The sequence below is a fragment of the Bradyrhizobium sp. in8p8 genome (assembly GCF_000426845.1).
GTDB classification, from domain to species: Bacteria; Pseudomonadota; Alphaproteobacteria; order Rhizobiales; family Xanthobacteraceae; genus Bradyrhizobium; species Bradyrhizobium japonicum_C.
The window spans coordinates 31,581-53,657 of the sequence record NZ_AUGD01000023.1 but is presented as its reverse complement, the minus strand read 5'-3'; the positions used below and the strand labels follow the sequence as shown (position 1 = coordinate 53,657).

19 protein-coding genes are annotated in these 22,077 nt (G+C 64.3%); 8 read left to right on the top strand and 11 right to left on the bottom strand.

All coding sequences use genetic code 11. From position 1 onward, the window contains the following. Window positions 1-162 precede the first annotated feature (162 nt). Window positions 163-1,188, bottom strand: coding sequence for a glycosyltransferase family 87 protein (locus K408_RS0133185; protein WP_230646647.1), 1,026 nt, complete (start codon window positions 1,186-1,188; stop codon window positions 163-165). A gap of 18 nt (window positions 1,189-1,206) precedes the next feature. Between K408_RS0133185 and K408_RS43725 the strand changes: the two genes are divergently transcribed. Continuing rightward, window positions 1,207-1,410 carry a hypothetical protein gene (locus tag K408_RS43725; protein ID WP_230646648.1) on the top strand — a complete coding sequence of 68 codons (204 nt, stop codon included), beginning with the start codon at window positions 1,207-1,209 and terminating at the stop codon, window positions 1,408-1,410. A gap of 427 nt (window positions 1,411-1,837) precedes the next feature. Here K408_RS43725 and K408_RS0133175 read toward each other — a convergent pair whose 3' ends face one another. Both K408_RS0133175 and K408_RS0133170 read right to left on the bottom strand, forming a co-directional pair. After that, window positions 1,838-2,485 (bottom strand): response regulator, encoded by a 648-nt coding sequence (locus K408_RS0133175; protein ID WP_024342852.1) that lies wholly within the window; start codon window positions 2,483-2,485, stop codon window positions 1,838-1,840. Continuing rightward, a complete protein-coding gene (locus K408_RS0133170; RefSeq protein ID WP_024342853.1) occupies window positions 2,482-3,861 on the bottom strand; it encodes a sensor histidine kinase in 1,380 nt (459 codons plus the stop codon). Before K408_RS0133170 ends, K408_RS0133175 begins: the two co-directional genes overlap by 4 nt. 193 nt (window positions 3,862-4,054) lie before the next feature. On the opposite strand from K408_RS0133170, the gene K408_RS0133165 reads away from it, so the two are divergent. Further along, on the top strand, window positions 4,055-4,948 hold the full coding sequence (locus tag K408_RS0133165; RefSeq protein WP_024342854.1) for a DUF3280 domain-containing protein: 894 nt from the start codon (window positions 4,055-4,057) through the stop codon (window positions 4,946-4,948). Here K408_RS0133165 and K408_RS0133160 read toward each other — a convergent pair. Genes K408_RS0133160 through K408_RS0133150 form a run of 3 tightly spaced genes read right to left on the bottom strand, consistent with a single transcriptional unit; the run spans window position 4,938 to window position 7,972 of the window. Further along, window positions 4,938-5,969: an L-idonate 5-dehydrogenase gene (locus K408_RS0133160; RefSeq protein ID WP_024342855.1), complete on the bottom strand. Its 1,032-nt coding sequence runs from the start codon at window positions 5,967-5,969 to the stop codon at window positions 4,938-4,940. The two genes, K408_RS0133165 and K408_RS0133160, sit on opposite strands and share 11 nt — an antisense overlap. 23 nt (window positions 5,970-5,992) lie before the next feature. Beyond that, window positions 5,993-6,760 (bottom strand): glucose 1-dehydrogenase, encoded by a 768-nt coding sequence (locus K408_RS0133155; RefSeq protein WP_024342856.1) that lies wholly within the window; start codon window positions 6,758-6,760, stop codon window positions 5,993-5,995. A gap of 12 nt (window positions 6,761-6,772) precedes the next feature. Beyond that, window positions 6,773-7,972, bottom strand: coding sequence for a mandelate racemase/muconate lactonizing enzyme family protein (locus K408_RS0133150; RefSeq protein ID WP_024342857.1), 1,200 nt, complete (start codon window positions 7,970-7,972; stop codon window positions 6,773-6,775). A 181-nt stretch (window positions 7,973-8,153) separates the two neighbouring features. Here K408_RS0133150 and K408_RS0133145 point away from each other — a divergent pair, with 181 nt between their 5' ends. Together K408_RS0133145 and K408_RS0133140 are read left to right on the top strand one after the other, a co-directional pair. Further along, complete coding sequence (locus tag K408_RS0133145; RefSeq protein ID WP_024342858.1) at window positions 8,154-8,921, top strand: GntR family transcriptional regulator; 768 nt, start codon at window positions 8,154-8,156, stop codon at window positions 8,919-8,921. A gap of 25 nt (window positions 8,922-8,946) precedes the next feature. After that, a complete protein-coding gene (locus tag K408_RS0133140; RefSeq protein ID WP_024342859.1) occupies window positions 8,947-10,311 on the top strand; it encodes an MFS transporter in 1,365 nt (454 codons plus the stop codon). 66 nt (window positions 10,312-10,377) lie between these two features. On the opposite strand, the gene K408_RS0133135 is transcribed toward K408_RS0133140, so the two are convergent. The 3 genes from K408_RS0133135 to K408_RS0133125 all read right to left on the bottom strand — a co-directional run bounded on the left by K408_RS0133135 (window position 10,378) and on the right by K408_RS0133125 (window position 14,655). Beyond that, window positions 10,378-10,614 carry a hypothetical protein gene (locus K408_RS0133135; protein ID WP_024342860.1) on the bottom strand — a complete coding sequence of 79 codons (237 nt, stop codon included), beginning with the start codon at window positions 10,612-10,614 and terminating at the stop codon, window positions 10,378-10,380. 140 nt (window positions 10,615-10,754) lie between these two features. Beyond that, window positions 10,755-12,005 (bottom strand): arsenic transporter, encoded by a 1,251-nt coding sequence (locus K408_RS0133130; protein ID WP_024342861.1) that lies wholly within the window; start codon window positions 12,003-12,005, stop codon window positions 10,755-10,757. Window positions 12,006-12,177: 172 nt separating this feature from the next. Further along, the gene (locus tag K408_RS0133125; RefSeq protein ID WP_024342862.1) at window positions 12,178-14,655 is read right to left on the bottom strand and encodes a hybrid sensor histidine kinase/response regulator; all 2,478 of its coding nucleotides are present in this window, start codon (window positions 14,653-14,655) and stop codon (window positions 12,178-12,180) included. 218 nt (window positions 14,656-14,873) lie between these two features. Between K408_RS0133125 and K408_RS0133120 the strand changes: the two genes are divergently transcribed. From K408_RS0133120 to K408_RS0133105, 4 genes are all read left to right on the top strand, one after another. Then, window positions 14,874-15,956: a zinc-binding metallopeptidase family protein gene (locus K408_RS0133120; RefSeq protein ID WP_024342863.1), complete on the top strand. Its 1,083-nt coding sequence runs from the start codon at window positions 14,874-14,876 to the stop codon at window positions 15,954-15,956. 181 nt (window positions 15,957-16,137) lie between these two features. Continuing rightward, on the top strand, window positions 16,138-18,153 hold the full coding sequence (locus K408_RS0133115; RefSeq protein ID WP_024342864.1) for an acetyl-CoA carboxylase biotin carboxylase subunit: 2,016 nt from the start codon (window positions 16,138-16,140) through the stop codon (window positions 18,151-18,153). Window positions 18,154-18,300: 147 nt separating this feature from the next. Beyond that, complete coding sequence (locus K408_RS0133110; RefSeq protein WP_024342865.1) at window positions 18,301-19,167, top strand: isocitrate lyase/PEP mutase family protein; 867 nt, start codon at window positions 18,301-18,303, stop codon at window positions 19,165-19,167. After that, entirely contained in the window at window positions 19,164-19,463 is a 300-nt protein-coding gene (locus K408_RS0133105) for an acylphosphatase (protein WP_024342866.1), read from the top strand. Before K408_RS0133110 ends, K408_RS0133105 begins: the two co-directional genes overlap by 4 nt. Window positions 19,464-19,485: 22 nt before the next feature. Here K408_RS0133105 and K408_RS0133100 read toward each other — a convergent pair whose 3' ends face one another. After that, window positions 19,486-21,006, bottom strand: coding sequence for a PAS domain-containing sensor histidine kinase (locus K408_RS0133100; RefSeq protein WP_024342867.1), 1,521 nt, complete (start codon window positions 21,004-21,006; stop codon window positions 19,486-19,488). Between the two features lie 113 nt (window positions 21,007-21,119). Beyond that, window positions 21,120-21,983: a LysR family transcriptional regulator gene (locus K408_RS0133095; RefSeq protein WP_024342868.1), complete on the bottom strand. Its 864-nt coding sequence runs from the start codon at window positions 21,981-21,983 to the stop codon at window positions 21,120-21,122. Window positions 21,984-22,077: the final 94 nt, after the last annotated feature.

Sequence of the window (22,077 nt, the reverse complement as noted above, 5' to 3'; positions counted from 1 at the left end):
GCAGCTTCTTCACGAGACTGGCGCATCGGAGCGCGCAAATCCCAGATCATTCAGCATGACTCGCTTGATTCCAGCGAGTAGAGCTCGATCGCGATTTGGCTTGTCATCGCATTCACAGTGCCTGATTGCGGATTTGGGCTTGAGCAAACGTAGGAAGGGCGGTTATTTCGCGGCTCTCGGCGGGACGAGCGCAGGCCATGCCGCGCGCCACAACATTTTCAGGAGCAATGCGAGCACCGTCATCATGGCGAAGCCGCCGATTGCGGGCGCGAAATGCTCGTTCAAGTCTACCCTCTGTCCAAATTCCATCGCGAGCCGTGCTGATTGCAGCAATCCATAGCCGCCAGCCAGCAGAATCAGGGCGTAGATGGCACTGCGCTCGGTCGGGCTGGCCACCTTGCCGAGCTCGGGCAGCAACAGAGCAAGTCCGACGCCGAGCATCGATAGATCGTAGTCATATGCATATGGACTAATCATCGCCGACACTATTGTGGCGGTGCCTAGGAGAAATCGCTGCGAAAATCCACGGGTCGCAACGAGGAAGACAGTTAGCATGACCGCGAGCAAGGCAAGCGCAGCAACGACTACCTGTCCCCAAAAGGCCACCTTGGGGGAGAACCCGGTTGTGGAAAGTGCGGCGTATGCTGAGATCATACGGAACAACGGATAAAGGCCCTGCTCGAGGTAGCTCGTCGATTCTCGAATTGCGCCGAACCATGCGGTCCAGATCTGCCATCCGAACAGGATTGTGCAGACGAGCGAGCTCGCCAGCACCACGGCCGCAGCGGCCGCGAGCGCGACCCAGCTCCGCATTGCAAGCAGGCAGACGCTGACGGCGATCACGAGGTGTGGCTTGATCGCCATGACGCCAAGCGCAATTCCAGCGAGCAGCGGTCGTCGTTCGATATTGAGGCAGATGAGGCCGATCAGTCCCGCCGTGAGAAAGCCGTTCTGCCCGCAGCCGATGGTGACTGAAAGCGCGGGAAAGAGAACCACCAACACATGCGCAAAATGATCGCGCGCCAGTGCGCGCAGCGTCGCAATATAAAATGCGAGAGTTGAAGCGGTGAACAGGAGATAGCCGACTCCGACGGGAAGGAAGGCGAACGGCGCTATCAGCAGACCATATTGGGGTGGATAGGTCCAAGGCATGAAGCTGGGCGCCGCTCCCGCGACCGCGGCCTGCATCTTCAACAACGTCTCGAAATGATAGACCTGCTCGAGATCGCCAATCCAGACACGCTGCGCGACGATGTGAAACGCATCGAAGTCGGCAAGCTCGCGGCTGGCCCAGCCGCCCCAGCGTCCAAACCAGAAGCTCTTGGCCACGATGATCGCGGCCATCGCCGCAAGCACAAGGCGGGCGTAGATCATCCGCTTTGCGGGAAAGAGCCGCACGTGTTCCAGTGATTCGGCGAGCACGCGAAATGACCCCATTGGACTGCTCTCGGAGGAAAGCGACTGGTCATCCAGCGCTCTCGGACTGCAGTTTTCCTGAGCAGCAACCGGTTGTTGCAACCGAGAGGTACATGTGGAAAATTAAGGACTTCTAAATCAATGCGGGCGATGCAGGGAAGGAAGCATCTTCCGCGGCTCAACCCGGCGGCGACGGCCTCGGATGCGAATCGCAATGATAATCGAGGCGAGATAGTCGATGCCCTCGCGGGCGTTGCGGATAACCTCGTGTCCTTCCCCGGGGGCCGCTGATCCTGCGGACCCGCACTGCTTACAAGGAGCCGTTGCTCGTCGGCCGTGACATGATGTCGTTCAGGATCGGCGACACGGTGGCGGCGTTCTCGCCTGACGGAGCGAGGCTGAAGCCGTAAGCCAGCGGCAATCAGACCTCCGTTAACAATCCCTGGCGAAGCGCCAGCCGGACCAGCTCGATGTCGGACCCAACGCCGAGCTTGTCCTTGATGAGGGAATGCAGGTTCGCCACCGTCTTCGGGCTGACATGCAGCATCTGGGCGATCTCCTCCGTCGTGTTCTCGGCGAGCAGCAGCCGCAGCACCTCGAATTCGCGCGGCGTCAGCACGTCCGCGGCCGAGCACTCGCCGCCGATGCGGCTGAGTGCAAGCTCGTGGTCGATATCGGGACTGATGGCGATCTTGCCGGCGAGCACGTCCTTTACCGCGCGCACCAGGGTCTCGGGCGGGCTTGTCTTGGTAACGTACCCCCTCGCACCGGCGCGGATCGCCTGCACGGCAAAGCCGGCATTCTCGTGCATGGTGAAGACGAGGATTCGTGCGGCCTTGTCCCACTGCCTGATCCGCCTGACGGCCTCGATGCCGCCGATGCCGGGCATGCTGAGGTCCATGATGACGAGGTCCGGCGCTTCGGACTTGTACAGCCGATAGGCTTCCGCGCCGTCGGCTGCCTCCGCGACGACGCGCAGGCCGGGCTGCTTCTGGAGCACGGAGCGATAGCCCTCGCGGACGACGGAATGGTCGTCGACCAGTAGGATGGTGGCATCGGCTGCGCTCATGCGGCGTGCTCCAGGGCCTGCCGATCGGCCGCGAGCGGGATGAACACACGCAACGTGGATCCATGAGGGCCGGTCTCGAAGCTCAGCCGGCCGCGAAGCGCGGCGACACGCTCGCGCATGCCCAGCAGGCCCATGCCGGATTTGACGGCAGTCTCATTCGGGCGGCCGTCGTCCTCGACCGCGAGGGCGATCTCATTGTTGGCCATTGTCAGTTGCAGGCTGACCCTTGTTGCGCCGGCATGCTTGGCCGCGTTGGTGAGCGCCTCTTGCACGATGCGGTAGAGAGTGGCGCTGATGGTGCCAGGCACGCTCTCGAAGGCACCGTCGAACCGGATTTCGAACCGGGTCTGGCCGCGACTGCGGCCGTTCCAACCCGACACCAGACCTTCGAGGCTTGCGACGAGGCCGAGCTCGTCGACGTCCGGTGGCCGCAACCGGAACAGCGCGCCGCGCAGCGTCTCCATCATGCCAGTCGCGGTCCGGGCAATGCTGTCGCACTCTCCGAGCAATCCGGGGCAGTCCTGCGCCGCGGTCTGGCGGGCGGATGCGGCAAGCGCGCGGATCGCGGCGAGCGACTGGCCGAATTCGTCATGCAGCTCGCGCGCGAGATGGCGGCGCTCCTCGTCCTGAAGCGCGATCAGCTTCCGTGTCAGCTCGTTGCGTTCGGCAAGCGCGATATCGAGGCTTTCGGCGAGATGGTTGAAGACGTCACGGATGGCGGAGAGCTCGGCGAGATCGAATGGCGGCAGCCGCGTCGTGAGGTCTCCGGTGGCAATGCGCTCGAGGCCTTTGCCGATCAGCCGGGTGGGGCGCAGGGCGCGGGCGAGTGCGGCATAGACCAGTGCGCAGAGCAGCGGCAGCGCGATTGCAAGCGCGATCATCAGTCGCCCCGCCTCGTGCCAGGCTTCCGCCGTCTGTACGGCCGGATCGACCGAAACCACGGTCTCGCCGAGGTTCGTTCCGCGCACAATGACCGGTCGTACTGCCTCCCGGCCGGGATCGAACAGGCTCCGATAGAAGGCGACGAAGGCTTGCGGCGGCGGGCTCGCGGGGGCAGGCGCGCCACTGCAGAAGCGCTGGAGGATGCCGCCGCTCGTGCCGCGGAATGCCAGACACAGGCCGGGTGTCATCACATAGGCCGAAACAGGATCGAGGTTCGGAAAGTCGGAGCGCGGGTTGGCCCCCCACTGAACCTTGCCCTGTTGCAACTCCAGCGATTTCGCCACGATGGCGGCGATGCCGTCGATGCGCGCATGCGCGGCCCGGTCGGCCGATACGAGGAAATAGGCGGAGATCGCAGCGAAGCAGACGGCCGATATCCCGGCCACGAGCAACGTCAGACGGACCTTGAGATCGAACCTCGGGCGATTCCACATCGGCAGGCACCTGGTGCGAACGGGTTTGTCGCTTTCCGCATTAAAGGGCAGAACGCATGCGGCGGAAAGCGTTCCCGCTGTACCGCACTGCAGCGTCGTGAAATTTTCCCGGCGCTTGTCGGGACGGTTGCGGCTGCGTCGCCCTCAGTGACCGATCCAGATTTGCGGCCGTCCCATCCTGCGAGGTCCGTTCATGCATTGCTCTCGCCTGATTCTCTCCGCCTTTCTCCTCTTCGTCCTTTCTTGTTCGCCGGCCGATGCCGAGAGCGCTATTGGCGTAGCCATGGATGATTTCAGCTATACCGATACTTCGGGCGAGCCGACCAACCAGACCGCCGCTCACGAGCGGCGGCTGGCCGCGTTCATGGCCGCGCTTCGAAGGGACATCGCTGCGGACTCGCGCTATCGGCTGGTGCCGTCCACCCGGGACGGCGCGGCGTTCAAGGTCATCGGCGGCATTCAGAAGACGAGCACGCTGGTGCAATGGGCCAAGGTCGCCGTGATCGACGTCGGCGCCAAGAAGCTCGTGATGGACAAGCTTTACAGCTTCCGCGGCGACAACGATGAATCCTGGGAGCGCGCCGAGATCTTCCTGTCCCGCGAGATCCTGGCCGCGCTCGCAACGCCGGTGCCGGTCGCGCTGGCGGTGTTCGATTTCGAGCTTGAGGATACGACCGGCGCCTCGGCGGAGGCATCGGCGACTTCAGACGCGTCATACATGGCCGAGGTCTCCGGCAGCGTACGCGAAGCGCTGGGTCAATCCGGCCGCTACCGCATCGTCGATGTCAGCGGCGTGCGCGGCGAGGCGGGGAAGGGGCGTGCCTTGCGCGACTGCGGCGGATGTGAGGCGGCGATTGCGAAAGAGCTCGGCGCGGATCAGTCGCTGATCGGCGTGGTGCGGCGGGTCAGCCGCACCGAATACACGCTCGGCTTCCAGGTGCGCGATGCCAGGACAGGGGCGGTGCTGGCGCGCGGCGACAGCGGCCTGCGCTTGGGCGCGGACTATTCGTGGAAGCGCGGTGCCGTGCGGCTGGTCAGGGATCGATTGATCGAGGGGCAGCAGGTCAACGACGCTCCTAGAAAGTAAGCTGCACTTTCATCGACTGCGTCCGGTCGCTGGCGAGCTCGAAGGCCGCGACCGCATTCTCGAACGGCATGGCAGCCGTGATCAAAGGTTTGACGTCGATCAGGCCTTCTCCCATCAGCCGCACCGCCAGCTCGAACTCCCGATCGAAGCGGAAGGTGCCACGGAGCTGCAATTCCTTCGCGACGATTGAATTCATCGGCAGCGTCATCTCGCCGCCGAGGCCGAGCTGCACCAGCGTCGCGCCCGGCCTGAGCAGGTCGAGCGCGGTGCGGAGCGCCGCCTGATTACCTGAAGCTTCGAACAGCGTGTCGAACACGCCCTTGCCGGCGCGCCACGGATCGAGGGCTGCGCCATTGGCCGCGACGTTGATGGCGTCGGTGGCGCCGAGCTTCTTCGCGACCGCGAGCGGCGCTTCGGCGACATCAGTCGCCACGATCTCGGACGCGCCGCCGAAGCGCGAGACCACAATCATCAGCGCGCCAATCGGGCCGCAGCCGGTGATCAGCACGCGCTTCCCGAGCAGGGGGCCCGCCTGCTTGCCGGCATGCAGGCATACCGCCAGCGGCTCGGCCACCGCGGCTTCCGCAAGCGAGAGCTTGTCCGCGATCGGCACGGCCTGCGTCGCGTCGACCGTGATGAATTCGCGAAAGCCGCCCTGCACGTGGGGGAAGCGCATCGCGCTGCCGAGGAAGCGCATGTCGAGGCACTGGTTGCGCATGCCTTCCTGGCAATGCAGGCACTGGCCGCATGGTCTGCTCGGATTGACCGCGACGCGCGTGCCGGGCTTCACATTGGTGGCGCCGTCACCGACATCGGCCACCACGCCGGCGATCTCGTGCCCCAGCGCCATCGGCTGCTGGATGCGGACCACGCCGAAGCCACCGTGATGATAGTAGTGCAGGTCCGAGCCGCAAATGCCCCCATTGGCGATTTTGACGCGGACTTCTCCCGGGCCGGGCATCGCATCCGGATAATTGTCAATCCGGAGATCCTTCGGTGCATGGATGACGACGGCGCGCATGGCTTGCTCCCTGGACTTCGCGATTACATCGCGGCGATCATGCCGCCATCGACATAGATGATCTGGCCGTTGACATAGGTGGACGCGTCCGATGCCAGGAAGATCGCGGCGCCCACCAGCTCGTCCGGCTTGCCCCATCGTTTCGACGGGATGCGGCCCATCAGCCAGTTGTTGAAGTCGGCGTTGTTGACCAGCGCCTCGTTCATGTCGGTCAGCATGTAGCCGGGCCCGATCGCGTTGGCTTGGATGCCGTGCTGGGCCCATTCCACCGCCATCGAGCGGGTCAGGTTCCTGATGCCGCCCTTGGCCGCGGTGTAGGGCGCGATGGTGGGCCGCGCCAGCTCGCTGCCGAGCGAGCCGATATTGATGATCTTGCCGTGCTTGCGTGGAATCATGCGCTTGGCCGCCTCGCGGCCGATCACGAAGGCGCTGGTGAGATTGGTCTCGATCACCTTGCGCCACTCGTCGGTGGTGAATTCTACCAGTGGCTTGCGGTGCTGGATGCCGGCATTGTTGACGACGATGTCGACCGCAAGACCTTCGCGGTCGAAACGCTCGAAAGCGGCGAGGATAGCCGGCTCGTCGGTGACGTTGAAGAGCGCGCCTTCGGCCTTGTGCCCTGCGCTGCGAAACTCGGCGACGGCCTGCTCGACGCGCTTGGGATCGACGCCGTTTACAATGATCCTGGCGCCTGCTTTGGCCATGCCTTCGGCAATGGCACGGCCGAGGCCACGAGAGGAACCGGTCACGAGCGCGGTGCGGCCGGAAAGATCGAAGAGGGACGTGCTCATCTGGTGAAATCCTCAGACGTTGGAGCGGCGCACGGTGAGATCGCTGCGCTCGAAGACAGCAGGCAGGAGGTCGACGCCCAGGCCGGGTCCTTCCATCGGATAGACGTAGCCATCCTTGATGGCAGGCATCGTGGTGACGAGCTCATTGTACCAGCCCTTGTAGAAGGCGCGCACCGATTCCTGGATCAAGGTGTTGGGCTGGCTGAACGACATGTGGATGGCGGCGATGAAGCCGATCGGGCCGATGCAATCGTGCGGTGCGAAGGGTCGGTGATAGGTCTCGGCCATGGCCGCGATCTTGCGGCCCTCGGTGAGGCCGCCGGTCCAGCAAAGATCCGCCATCACCACGTGCATGGCGTCGCGGTCGAGCATGTCCTTGTAGGGGAAGCGCGAGCCCAGCGTCTCGCTGGCACAAACCCAGACGTCGGTCGAGCGCGCATACTCGGCGAGCGCCTGGGGCGAGTTCATGCGGATCGGGTCTTCGTACCAGGTCGGCTTGTAGGGTTCGAGAGCGCGCGCGATCTGCTTGGCGGTCGGCAGATTCCATAGCGAGTGAAGCTCGACCATGATCTCCATCTTGTCGCCGACGGCCTTGCGGATCTTCTCGAACGGCTCGATCGCCTGCTTCATCTGCGCTGCGCTGATGTAGAGCCCCTTGTTCTCCTGTGCGGCCGGATCGAACGGCCAGATCTTCATTGCGGAGATGCCACTCTCCAGCAAGCTCTCGGCCAGCGCATCGGCGCGCGTCATGAATGCATCGAGATCCTCGTAAGGACCCTTGGAGGCGCCGAGATTCCAGTTGGCAACCGGGCTGATATTGGTCGAGCGGACATATTGCGTGCCGGCGCAGGTGTTGTAGATGCGCTGCTTGTCCCGGCAGAGGCCGCCGAGCATCTGGTGCACCGGCTGGCCGCAGACCTTCCCGAACAGGTCCCACAGCGCGATATCGATGGCGGAGGCGGCACGGTACTCGACGCCGGTCGACGACTGCGCCATCGGCAGGTTCAGCATGTCGCGATGAATCGCCTCGATGTGCAGGGGATTGCGGCCGAGCAGCCGGCCTGCAAAGGTGTCGTGGATCTGCGCCTCGACTGCGCCTGCGCCGTAAAAGGTCTCGCCGAGTCCGATCATGCCGGTATCGGTGTGGATGCGGACCCAGATGACGTTGGAGAACTCTTGCGTGCGCAGTGTCTCGATCGACGTGATCTTCACGGCAACAATCCTCCCGTCGGGGCGCATAAGCGGCCCTTGTCGTCATTTCCGCGCCATCAGTTGCGGCTGATCGCGGAGTCTTACGCCCGCTTGTAATATATCACAACATGTTTTAAGGGGCGCCAACAGCGCACTGTCCACGGTGCGTCGCAACGAAAACGCGGGCTGACGGGAGGATGAGATGGCACGGCGCAAGCGCGCACTCCAGGTGGTGAGGAACGAGGATGACACCGGAGGCCGGCCGTCCCGTAGCAACCGTCTCAACTTCTTCGAGTTGGCCTATCAGAGGATCGAAGAGCTCCTGGTTCATTGCGAGCTCAAGCCCGGCCAGTTCATGACCATGCTGGAACTGCAGCAAATCACCGGTTTCGGCCGCACGCCGGTGCACCACGCCGTCAATCGTCTCTCGGCCGACACGCTCATCATCATCCGGCCCCGTCATGGCCTGCACATCGCCCCGATCGATCTGGCGCGCGAGCGCATGCTGCTCGGCCTGCGCCGCGACATGGAGCGCTTCGTGGTCCGCCTTGCGGCCGATCGTGCGAACCTGTCGCATCGCAATCAGGCGCTGCACATCGAACGTCTGCTGCGCGAGCGTCGCGCCAGCCTGACCCTCGATGAATTCAACAGCCTCGACCGCCGCATCGACGCGCTGGTGCTGGAGGCTGCCGGCGAGCCCTTCTTGGTGCATACGATGCGGCCACTGCACACGCTGTATCGCCGCATCGGCTACATCCATCACCGCTTCATGCCGGGGCAGGCGGATCTGTCGGGCACGATCGATCATCATCTCGCCATTCTCGCAGCTGTCGCCAGTCGCCGCGTCGAGGAAGCGGTCAAGGCGAGCGATGCCCTGATCGACTACATGGGCGAAATGTTCACGGGCATGGAGGCGGGCATCGATCCGCGCTTGCTCGATTGCAGCATCGAGCCGCTGCTCGGCGCGTAGTGAGTTTTGCAGAGAGGACAAAAAAATGTCAACGATGGCGGTGCCACAACCGACCCCGAGCGAAGCCGCGGTCCGCTACCTCATCACGAACTACAGCCCCAAGGGCAACAAGGTCGGCTGGCTGATGATGGCCTCGATCCTGGTCGAGGCCTGGGATCTCTACTCGATCGCTTTCGTGCTGATCTTCATCAAGGAACAGTACAATCCCGATCCGCTGATGCTCGGCCTTGCCGCAGCGGGCACGCAAGGCGGGGCACTCATCGGCGCGCTGCTCGGCGGCTGGTTGTCCGACAAGATCGGCCGCCGCGTCATGTTCCTGGTCACGATGGTGATGTTCATCGTGCTCGCTCTGGCACAGGCCTTCGTGCCTGATGTCGCCTGGCTGGTCGTGATCCGCTTCCTGCTCGGAATTCCGCTCGGTTCGGACATCTCGACCGGCTACACCTACATCATGGAATCCATGGCCAAGGGCGAGCGCGAGGTCATGGGCAATCGCTGGCAGTTCATGTTCGCGGTTGGCGAGGTTCTGACAATCGGCGTCATCGTGATCTTCCTCCTGGTCGACATGAACCACGAGATGCTGTGGCGCGTGACGCTGGGTCTCGGCGCGGTGCCGGCACTGATCATTCTGATCATGCGCCATGACGTGCCGGAGACGGCGGTGTGGCTGGTGCAGAAGGGACGCTACCGCGAGGCCAAGCAGGTCGCGCGCGAGATGTTCAACGACAATCTGGATATGCTCCCGGATCGGGATGTCGTGGTTCCGAAGACCAGCACCCGTGCGTTCCTGGCCGATCTCAAGAAGGATCCGATCCGCTGGCGTGCCACGCTGTACGGCTGGATCGCCTGCTTCGCGCAGGCGAGCGAGTTCTCGACGTTCGCGTTCTACCTGCCGGTGCTGTTCGCCATGGTGGGCGTCTCGACGATCCTCGGCAACAATCTGGTCACGATGGCACTGTTCTCTTTTGCTGCGTTGTCGGGATGGGTCGGGCCGCTGCTGACGCCGAAGATCGGCCATCGCGGCATTGCCATTGCGGGCTTCTCGATCGTGCTGGTCTCGCTGCTGGTCGCCGCTTTTGCGCTTTACACCGGCAACACGATGTTGCTGCCGTTTGCAGCCGCCGGCATGCTCTGGGGGCACTATTGGGATGCATCGAACTGCATGACGATTCCGACCATGGTCGCCCGGCCACAATATCGCGGCACCGCCAGCGGCTTCGCCTACATGTTCGTGAAGCTGCCGTCGTTCCTGGCGATCTTCCTGTTCCCGACGCTGTTCGCGGCGATCGGACAGGCCAACGCCACCCTGTTCGTTGCAATCTTCCCGGTGATCGGATTGCTCGCCGCGATCTTCATCCTGCCGGAAGTCTACGGCTACGAGAACGACTGACGAGGCAGGGAGTGGTCGCGGCGTCATCGCCGCGACCGGGGGGTATCCAAGATTTCGCGCCGGCGATTACGGGCTCAGGAAGATCGGGTCTATACCGGTCCCATGGCCGAGCAGTCCGATCGCCTGCAGCTGAGCGCTGTGGAGATCGATCTCCACGATCGCGAGCAGGGTGAGCAAGACCATTGCGGACACGACCAGCAGAGGATGGGCCGTCTGGATGTGGATCTCGGGCGGTCCGGTGAGGTTCCGAAGCGCGCGGCGCAAGAGGGAGCTCCGCGCCAATGCCTTCGATTGAATCTGCATGACGAACCTTCCTTGCCGCGCCGTATCCACCCGATTGGTGACCTTCGCGATAACTGCAGATCCTAGCCGCAGCCTCGCCGGAAGCATTGACCCACCGCAAACGGCTTTACTTGGCTCCGAAAGCTGCGCTTCGGCCGCCACTACCTGATGGCCGCTGCCAACGCCGCGATCAGGGCAGGCGGCGTCACCAGCAGGCCGAGCTTGAGGAACGGCCAGGCGCCGACCTCGATCTTCTCCCGCCGGAGCGCGACCAGCCAGAGGATGGTGGCAAGCGATCCGGTCACCGACAGGTTGGGGCCGAGATCGACACCAATCAGGATGGCGCTGACGACCGATGCAGGCAGATGATCGCTGGCGGCGACCGAACCGGCGACGAGGCCGACGGGAAGGTTGTTGGCGATGTTGTCGGCGAGCGCCGTGGCGATGCCGACGCTCCAGGCGGCCTGGGGCACCGATTGCGCGACGGCCTGGTGCAGCAGGGCGCTGAGCTGTGCGATCACGCCCGTCTTCACCAGCGCTTCCACCATGACAAAGAGCCCACCGACCAACGGCAGCACGCTCCAGGACACGCCGCGCAGTACGGGCAAAGGCGATTGCCGACTGATCAGCAGCACGATGGCCGCCGTGACCACGCCGCAGATGAAGGTCGGCAGGCCCAGCTGCTTGTCCCGCGCAGACGCAGTGACAAGCACGACGCCGATCGCAACGATGCCGATCGCCGTCAGCTTGCCGCCGCGCCCGAGTTCCGGGTGCGGCACGCTGCGCGCGATCGTCTCTTCCTTGAGGGCGCGGTGCTGGGTCAGGCGCAGCACGACATAGGTCAGCAGGATCGACGCCGCCGAGGGAAGGGCGAACAGGCGCAGCCATTCCGTAAGCTGCGGCATGCGCGCGCCGAATACGACGAGATTGGCCGGATTGGAGATCGGCAGCACGAAGCTCGCGGCATTGGCAATGAACGCGCAGACAAAGAGATAGGGTAGGGGTTTTGCGCCGGCCGCGCGCGTCGCGGCATAGACGGCCGGTGTCAGCACGATCGCCGTGGCATCGTTCGAGAGCAACACGGTCACGACCGTGCCGACGAGATAGATCAGCAGGAACAGCCGCTGCGGCGAGCCACGCGCATATTCCACCGCAATCGCGGCTAGGTAATCGAACAGGCCTTCGAGCCGCGCCAGCTCGGCGATCAGCATCATGCCGATCAGGAAGAGATAAACGTCAACGCCTTTCTCGATGCCTGTCAGCGCGTCCAGCCAGGGCAGCAAACCAAACAGCAGTAGCGAGCCGGCGCCGATCACGGCCCAGAGCGCCTCGGGCAGGCGAAATGGCCGGACGATGACGCCTGCGGTCGCGATGGCGATGATGCTCCAGGTCCAGATGGCATCAGAGGGCACGGTCGGCAAGTCGATCTCCAGAATCCGGCCCTGACTAACGCGTCCCGGGGTGAACCGCCAGCATCAAGACGGCGACGTCCATGCTGTGGTCACGACCTGCCAAACACTCGGCTGTCGTGCCGGACAAGCGCAAGCACAGATTCGGGACGACGGCATTTTGCCTTGTTCACATTCACCGCGCCACTGACAGCTTCTCCGTGATCGCCTTGCGCAATATGCGCGAGAGCGACTCCACGGAATAGGGCTTCTGGATCAGCTCGAAGCCGCGATGGGCGCTTTCGGCGAGCACGTTGCTGTAGCCGCTGGTGAGCACCACCGGCAGCCCCGGATAGCGCTCGCGGATAACGCCGGCAAGCTCGACGCCGTTCATGCCGGGCATGATGACGTCGGAGAACACGAGGTCGACGGCGAATTCGTTCTCGCCGAGGATCGCCAGCGCCGCATTGGCATTGGCGACCCGGCGGACGACATAGCCGAGATCCTCCAGGAGTTCGGTGGAGAAGCGGCCGACCTCATCGTTGTCCTCGACAACAAGCACGCGATAGCCGCGCCCGGTGGTCGCCGCCTCGTGGGTCAGCGATGCGACCTCCTTGTCCGTCGCGGGGCTTTGTGCTTGCGGCAGATAGATGGTGAAGGTGGCGCCTTCGCCTGGCACGCTCATCACAGCGATGTCGCCTTCGGACTGTTTTGCGAAGCCGAAGGCCTGGCTGAGACCGAGCCCAGTACCTTTGCCGACCTCCTTCGTCGTGAAGAAAGGCTCGAAGATCGATTCGAGATGTTCCGGCGCGATGCCGCTGCCGGTATCGGTGATCGAGATCGCGACATAATCGCCGCCGCGCGCCGGTTGCGCGCGCAGGCTCGGGATTCCAGAGACCTTGCGCACGGCGATGGTGAGGTGCCCTTCGCCATCCATGGCGTCGCGGGCGTTGATTGCAAGGTTGATCAGCGCTGTCTCGAACTGGGCGATGTCGGCCATGGTGAAGCAGTCGGCGTCCTGGACCTCCACCGCGATCTCGATGCGGCCGCCGACCAGCGGCCGAACCAGCTGCGCCACGCCTTCAACCTGGCTCCCGACGTTGAATATCTGCGGCTTCAGCGGCTGCCGGCGCGCGAACGCGAGAAGCTGTGCGGTCAGCTTTGAGGCGCGCTCGACCGTCTCGGAGATGGCGTCGACATAGCGGCGGCGGCGCTCCTCGGCCAGCTCGCGACGGCGCAGGAAGTCGGTCGCCGACCGGATGATGGTGAGAAGATTATTGAAGTCGTGCGCGACGCCGCCAGTGAGCTGGCCGATCGCCTCCATCTTCTGCGACTGCCGCAGCGCTTCCTCGCCGCGACGCCGCTCGGTGATGTCGACCGCCTCGGGCACCGCGCCGGTGATGTTGCCGTGGCGGTCGAGCACCGGGCGCATGCCGAACTCGAAATCGCGCTTGCCGACGGGAAGGCGCAGGCGCATCTCCAGCCGGACCGCTTCGCCTCTCAGCACGGTGTGGAAGGCCTCGCGCACCAGTGCGCTCATGCCTTCTGTCGCGCTGAACCAGGGCGTCTCCCACAATGGCTTTCCGATCACATCCGAAGAGCTTGCCTTGATGCCATCCAGCGCGGTCTTGTTGGCGTAGAGCAGTTCACCCTTGAGGTTGACGAGGCCCTGGTACTGATTGCTGGTCTCCAGGATCGCGCGCAGCCGCGCCTCGTTCGATTCGAGCTCGGCGGTGCGTTCGGCGATGCGCTGTTCCAGCGTTTCGTTGAGCTGCCGCAGCTCGATCTCGGCCTGCTTGGCCACGGTGATGTCGTGGGCGACGCCGATGAAGCCGATATGCTTGCCGGTCGGGTCCCAGCGGGGCTGCGATTCCGATCGCAGCCACCGCCACTCGCCGCTTGCATTCCTGTAGCGCGCTTCCAGCACGAAAGGCTTGAGGGATGCTTCGCCTTCGACGGATTGCTGGAGAACGCGCGGCAGGTCGTCGGGATGCAGCACCTTGCGCCAGTCGAAATCGATGGCCTGTTCGTAGGGCAGGCCGACGAAATCGACATAGGCCCGGTTGGCGAAGGACCGCTTGCGGTCGAGCTTGGTCACCCAGATCGGCACCGGCGCGCTGTCGGCGATCAGCCGAAAACGCTCCTCGCTCTCGCGCAGCGTCTCGCGCGCCAGCGCCTGGTCGGTGATGTCGATATGGGCGCCAACGAGGCGGATGGCTCGGTCGTCCTTGTCGCGCTCGATCTTGGCGACCACCCGGATCCAGCGGGTCTCGCCGTCGCTGGGGCGGACGATCCGGTATTCGGCGCTGTAGTCTTCGCTCGCCCCAGCGAGAGCATCGAAGAAATGCTTGACGGTGGCGTCGCGGTCGTCGGGATGGATACGGTTGACCCAGTCTTCGTGCGACTCGTCGGCGGCTTCGGGCGGCAGGCCGTGGATGATCAAATACTCGGGCGAGCGACGGTTCTTGAAGCCTTCGCGGAAATCGACCTCGACGCCGCCGACCTTGCCAATGCGCTGGATGCGCGCCAACTCGGCTTCGCGCTCCTGAAGTGCGCGATAGGCATTATCGCGCTCGCGCGCGACGTCTTCGAGGTGTTGGCGCAGCCTTTCGGCGGCGACGGTCTCGGGCAAGGAGTCTTTCAAGGCATCGGCCGTTGTGATGCGGAAGCGCACGTGCCAGACCGATATTCACACAGACGGAGCGTGATAGCCATTGCCGAGAGGACGTGTGTGGCGGGAAAATGCGGATTTGCAGGATCGGCTAAAGTACGGCTTACCAACGCCGGTCCGTCAATTTTGTTCCAGGAACTGGAACGAACAGCCGGCGGATGCGTCTTCGCGAGGCGCAATACCAGCTTCCATGAAGCTCCCCTTTCCGAAGAGGCTAAATCTTGAAGCTCTTTGTCTGCCAGGCCTGCGGCAACGTCCTCTATTTCGAGAACTATGCCTGCGAACGCTGTGGCCATCGGGTCGCCTTCCTGCCGGAGAAGGAGACGATGTCGGCGATCGAGCCTGACGGAGAGGCCTGGAGGATATTGGCCAGCAACGGCGAAAGCCGGATGCTGTGCCGGAATGCCGAGTACGATGCCTGCAATTGGTTGATCGACGCGGCCGATACCACCGGCTATTGCCGCGCCTGCCGCCACAATGGGATGGTGCCGAACCTCTCCGATCCGGCGCAACTCGCCGGCTGGCGCGAGTTGGAGGTGGCGAAACACCGCCTGTTCTATTCCCTGATCCGCTGGCGGCTGCCGCTACGGACCCGGCAAGACGACCCCGAGCATGGTCTGACCTTCAATTTCCTCGCCGACGATCCGCACAGCGGCGAGAAGGTCATGACGGGCCACGACAACGGCCTGATCACGATCGCGCTGACCGAGACCAACGATATCGAGCGCGAGCGGCGGCGGCTGGAGATGGGCGAGCCCTACCGCACGCTGCTCGGTCACTTGCGTCACGAGGTCGGACATTATTTCTGGGACGTGCTGGTGCGCGACGGCGGCAAGCTTGCCGAATGCCGCGCGGTATTCGGTGATGATTCCACCGACTACGGTCAGGCCTTGCAGCGTCACTATGCCGAAGGCGCGCCGGCGGACTGGCAGCAAAACTACGTCTCGGCCTACGCCACCATGCACCCCTGGGAAGACTTCGCCGAGACCTGGGCGCACTACCTCCACATCGTCGACACCCTGGAGATGGCTGGCGAGTTTGGCATGGAGGTGCGGCCCAAGGTGGACCGCGACGGGGAGTTGACGGCCCGGATCCGGTTCAATCCTTACGAGGCCAGAGACGTCCAGGCGCTCATCGACGCATGGCTGCCCTTCACCTTCGCCATGAACAGTGTCAACCGCGCCATGGGCCTGCGCGACCTCTATCCTTTCATCCTGTCGCCAGCCGTGGTCGCAAAGCTGGGCTTCATTCACACGTTGGTTCGGGACGTGGCTAAGTCCAAGTCCAACGCCGGGATGGCGTAGGCTTCCGGGGTCGCCGCCCGGTCCCAAGCCCGTCTCGGTCTTGCGCTGGCACGCTGGATGCGGGCCGGATTTAGACCGTTGCCTCTGGCCCATTTTGATGTACCACGGGAGCTACACGGCCATCCCATGGGCCCAACGGCCAGGGGAATGGTCCCGCCCAAGGTCGAGACTCAAGAAAAGCATGTTCAAACGCATTCTGATCGCCAATCGCGGCGAAATCGCCTGCCGGGTCATGAAGACCGCGCGCCGCATGGGAATTCAGACGGTTGCGGTCTATTCCGAGGCCGATCGCGACGCCCTCCATGTCGAAATGGCCGACGAGGCCGTGCTGATCGGCCCGCCGGCCGCCGCCGAGAGCTATCTGGTGATCGAGAAGATCGTCGAGGCCTGCCGCAAGACAGGCGCCGAGGCGGTGCACCCGGGCTACGGCTTCCTGTCCGAGCGCGAGGCGTTTCCGCGCGCGCTGGAAGCCGCCGGCATCGTCTTCATCGGCCCGAACCCCGGCGCCATCGCCGCCATGGGCGACAAGATCGAGTCGAAGAAGGCGGCTGCCAAGGCGAAGGTCTCGACTGTCCCCGGCTATCTCGGCGTCATCGAAGACGACAAGCACGCGGTGCGGATCGCCGATGAGATCGGTTATCCCGTGATGATCAAGGCCTCCGCCGGCGGCGGCGGCAAGGGCATGCGCATCGCGCATTCGAAGGCCGAAGTCGCCGAAGGGTTCAACCTCGCCAAGGCCGAGGCCAAGGCCTCGTTCGGCGACGACCGCGTCTTCGTCGAGAAGTTCATCGTCGATCCCCGCCACATCGAGATCCAGGTGCTGGGCGACAAGCATGGCAACGTGATCTATCTCGGTGAGCGCGAATGCTCGATCCAGCGCCGCAACCAGAAGGTCATCGAGGAGGCGCCGTCGCCGCTGCTTGATGAGGCCACCCGACGCAAGATGGGTGAGCAGGCGGTCGCACTGGCCAAGGCCGTGAACTACGACTCCGCCGGCACCGTCGAGTTCGTCGCGGGGCAGGACAAGAGCTTCTACTTCCTGGAGATGAACACGCGTCTCCAGGTCGAGCATCCCGTCACCGAGCTCGTCACCGGAATCGATCTCGTCGAGCAGATGATCCGCGTTGCCGCCGGCGAGAAGCTCGCCATCGCACAGAAGGACGTCACGCTGACGGGCTGGGCGGTGGAATCGCGCCTTTACGCCGAAGATCCGTTCCGCAACTTCCTGCCCTCGATCGGACGCCTGGTGAAATATCGCCCGCCGGCCGAAGTCAGCAAGGACGGCATCACCATCCGCAACGATACCGGCGTGCAGGAAGGCGGCGAGATCTCGATCCACTACGATCCGATGATCGCCAAGCTCGTCACGCATGCGCCGTCGCGCGCGGCCGCGATCGAGGCGCAGGCGACCGCGCTTGATTCGTTCTACGTCGACGGCATCAGGCACAATATCCCGTTCCTGTCGGCGCTGATGCATCATCCGCGCTGGCGCGAGGGACGACTTTCGACCGGATTCATCGCCGAGGAATTCCCCAAGGGCTTTGCAGTGCGCGTGCCCGAAGGCGAGGTCGCACGGCGGATCGCCGCGGTCGGCGCCGCCATCGATCACGTGCTTGGCGAGCGCAAGCGGCAGATCTCCGGACAGATGGGTGGGCGCGTCGTGCAGCGAGAGCGGCGCCGCGCGGTCTGGCTGGATCGCCAGGAGATTCTGCTCGAGGTGGCGCGCGAGGGCGATGCTATCGCGATCCGCTTCATCGATTCCGACGGCAAGGCTGGCAATGCGCATCTGTTGCAGTCACCGTGGAAGCCGGGCGATCCGGTCTGGCAGGGCACCATCGACGGCCACCTCGTCGCGGTGCAGGCGCGCCCGATTGCGAACGGCGTTCGCCTCGCCCATCAAGGCGTCGAGGTGCCGGTCTATGTCTGGACCGAAGCCGAGGCGACGTCGGCACGGCTGATGCCGGTGACGACGGCGTCCGACACCGGCAAGAAGCTGCTCTGCCCGATGCCCGGCCTCGTGGTCTCGATCGCGGTGAGCGAAGGCCAGGAGGTCAAGGCGGGCGAGACGCTGGCGGTGGTCGAAGCCATGAAGATGCAGAACGTGCTGCGCGCCGAGCAGGACGGCACGGTGAAGAAGATCCACGCGAGCGCCGGCGCGACGCTCGCGGTGGACGCGCTGATCTTGGAGTTTGCGTAGGCTCCAGACTGCAATAGTCGACCCTCACCCTGAGGAGCCGCCCCTGCGCGGCGTCTCGAAAGGGCGAGGCCACCAGCCGGGCCTTCATCCTTCGAGATGCGCGCAACACCGCGCTCGTCAGGATGAGGAATTGAAAGTGAGGCAAGTATGGCCTTTCGTTCCCGCCGCGAGAAACTTCGCTCAGTCCTGTCGGACTCAAACTGCGTCCACCCCGGCTCGCTGTATGATGCGATCTCGATCCGCATTGCCGAGGACCTCGGCTTTCCCCTCGGCATGTTCGGGGGATCGGTCGCTTCGCTCGCGGTGCTGGGCGACCCCGACGTCACGCTGATCACCCTCACCGAGCTTGCCGAGCAGATGCGGCGGATGTCGCGTGCCGCAACGCTCCCCGTGTTGGTGGATGCCGATCATGGCTACGGCAATGCGCTGAACGTGCGCCGCACGGTGCAGGAACTCGAGATGGCCGGCGCGGCCGGCCTCACCATCGAGGACACGCTGTTGCCGGCTGCTTTTGGCGAAACGAAGACCCAGCTGATCTCTCTAGAGGAGGGGGTCGGCAAGATGAAGGCGGCGCTGGGCGGCCGCAGCGATCCCTCTCTGGTGATCATGGGCCGCACCGGTGCGGCCGCGATCACGTCGATCGACGATGCGATCCGACGCGCCAAGGCTTATGAAGCGGCCGGCGTCGATGCGCTGTTCTTCACCGGCATCAAGGCGCGCACTGAGCTCGAGGCGATCGCATCCGCCACGAGCCTGCCGATCGTGCTCGGCGGCGTGCCGGAGGAGTTGAGCGCGCTCGATTACCTTGCGAGCCAGCGCGTTCGCATCGCTCTGCAGGGCCATGCGCCGATTGTAGCTGCGACGCAGGCTGTCTACGACACGCAGAAGGCCTTGCGAGAGGGCGCGGCGCCGAAAAGCCTCAAGGGCTTGGCATCATCGGAGCTGATAGCCCGTATCATGCGGGAGAGCGAGCTCAGGGCGCTCAGCGCCGATGTCCTTGGATCGAAGAAGTGAACCGGGCGATTCTCCAGGTGGTGATCTGCGGGCGCGTGCAGGGCGTCGGCTATCGGGCTTGGGTCGAGCAGCAGGCGAGGACGAGCGGCCTCGAAGGCTGGGTCCGCAACCGCCGCGACGGCAGTGTGGAAGCGCTGTTCGCTGGTGCGCCGAGACACGTCGCCGACATGGTCGCGCTGTGCCGCCACGGCCCGCCGTCGTCACGCGTCGACAGTGTCACCAGCGAGACCGCCAGCGCGGATGACCTGAATCTGCGCCGGGCCGGAGAGATGTTTTCGGTGCTGCCGACGGTGTGACGCTCGCAAGAGGATTGAATCCTCACCGTGGCAGCTTGGCGATTGCTTCGCTCAGCTCGTGGATCTCATAGGGCTTGCGCAGGATCGGGAAATCGCCGCGCACGCCGGCGGCGACATCGCTGTAACCGGTGGCAAGCAGGATCGGCAGACCGGGACGGATCTGCCGGAGGTGATGGGCCAAGCTGAGTCCATCCATCTTGCCGGGCATGACGATGTCCGAGAACACGAAGTCCACGGCGTCGTTCTCGATCTCGCGCAATGCCGCCTCGGCATCGGCGACCCGGCGCACTTCGTAGCCGAGTTGCTCCAGAAGACCGGTGCTGACGAGCGCGACGTCGGGATTGTCCTCGACCAGCAGCACCGTGCCGCTGCCGCGAAAGGACATCGCTTCCGCGGCGTCCCGTACCGGCGCATCCATGCCGCGCGGAAGCAGTATGGTGAAAGTCGTACCCTTGCCGAGTTCGCTTGCAACCTTCACCGTGCCGCCGGCCTGATGCGCAAAGCCATGCACCTGGGAGAGGCCGAGACCCGTGCCCTTGCCGATCGGTTTTGTGGTGAAGAACGGCTCGAAGATCTTGTCGAGAACGTCGGAGGGAATTCCGAGGCCGGTATCGGTGACATCGATTGCGACGAAGTCGCCGGCGAGGGGCGGCTCGTTCAGCACGACATTACGCGCCTGGATCGTCACCGCGCCACCGTCCGGCATCGCATCCCGGGCATTGATGACGAGGTTGAGCAGGGCAGTCTCGAGTTCGGAAACGTCGGCCTTGATCGGCCACGTGTCGGAATGAATGTCGAAGGCGAGACGCACGGAACTGCCGACCCCTGCGTCGAGCACCTCGCGGATGGCGCCGACGCGTTCGGCGAAATCGATCGCCTGCGGATTCACGCTCTGCCGCCGCGCGAAGGTGAGGAGCTGGTTCGTCAGCGCGGCGCCGCGCTTGGTCGCGGTCTCGATCGCGGACATGGCGCGCTCGAGCTTGGGGTCGCTAGTGGCGCTCTTCTTCAGGATGTGAAGGCTGCCACTGATGATCATCAGGAGATTGTTGAAGTCGTGCGCAACCCCGCCGGTGAGCTGTCCGAGTGCATCGAATTTCTGCGACTCGGCGAGCTGCTTCTGCATCGCCTCGAGCTTGAGTTGGGCATTGCGACGTTCGGTGATGTCGCGCGTGATCTTGGCGAAGCCGATCAGCTCACCGTCCTCGTAGATCGGGTCGATCACGACGCTGGCCCAGAAGAACGTGCCGTCCTTGCGGACGCGCCAGCCTTCCTCCTCGTATCGGCCCTTTTCCCGCGCAATACCGAGCGCTCGCGCCGGCTTGCCGTTGGCGCGGTCGGTTTCGGTGTAAAACCGGGAAAAATGCTGGCCGAGGATCTCCCCGGGCGAATAGCCCTTGATGCGCTCGCCGCCAATGTTCCAGCTGGTGATGGTGCCCTTGGGATCGAGCATGTAGAGAGCGTAGTCGGCGACCCCCTCAACCAACAGCCGGAAACTGCGCTCGCTTTCGAACAAGTCTCTCTGTTGGTTGAGTTTTTTCACTATTCCAGACCCCGCCTCGACCGGAAGAAACGCTCTGGTTGGCGAAATGTTCCCGCGCTCTGGGTCATTTTTGGGCAACAATCGCGAGCCTGTACACTGGCCGCCGGGGACCAGGCTCAGCGGACTGCTAGCGCCGCTGCGCTCCGGAACGTCGCGACGATCGCCCGCAGCGCCGCGAGCTTGGCGGGATCGCTGACCTTCGAATGCAGCATCACCTTCGAGCTGCCGAGTTTCGGCAGCCTGTGCGCCGGTCCGATGTCGACCAGCCCGGGCAGTGCGATCCGCCGCGCCAGCGGCGCGATTGCGAGGCCGGCGAGCGCGGCGGCAACCACCGCCGTGACACCGCCGCCCACGAAACGCTCGCGCCAGCCGATAGCGGCCTTGTCGAGCGCGCGCACGGCCACGGCGCGGACGCCGCAGGGTGGGGCGAGTGTCGCAAGCGGCAGCGGCGCTCCCTTTGCCAGCGTGAAGCGCCGGGACGCGAACCAACCGAACTCGTCTTCAACCAGCTTCTCGCCGCCCCGGCGGCTGCCTTCCTGGCGAACGATCACCGCGTCCAGTTCGCCCGCGTCATAGGCATCCTGCATCTCGCGCGAGAAGCCGATGGTGACAGCGAGAGTGAGGTTCGGCGACATCGCGTGCAGCCGCTCGAGAAGCGGCACCAGTTCGGGACCCGCCGCGTGATCGGAGATGCCGATCGTGAGCGAGGGCGCGACTGAAGCTTCGCCCGACAGCGCGCGATCATGCGCCTCCAACAGCGCGCGGGCGCGATCGAGGAAGGCAGCGCCGTCGGCGGTGAGCCGGACTGCGCGCGGCGAGCGCTCGACAAGGCGTCTGCCCAGCAACGCTTCCAGCCGCTGCAGCTTCAGGCTGACGGCCGCCTGCGTCGTGCCGAGCGCTTCGGCGGCTCGCGTAAAGCTCTGGAGGTCGGCGACCAGCAGGAATGCCTGGACCGTAGCGATGTCGAGGGTCATGGTCATTATGATCGATTATCACTGATATCGTCATCGATAAGGTACCAGGATGAATCCGGCAGGTCTAGCTTCTCGCCAACGCCGCAAGTCGCGCGACATC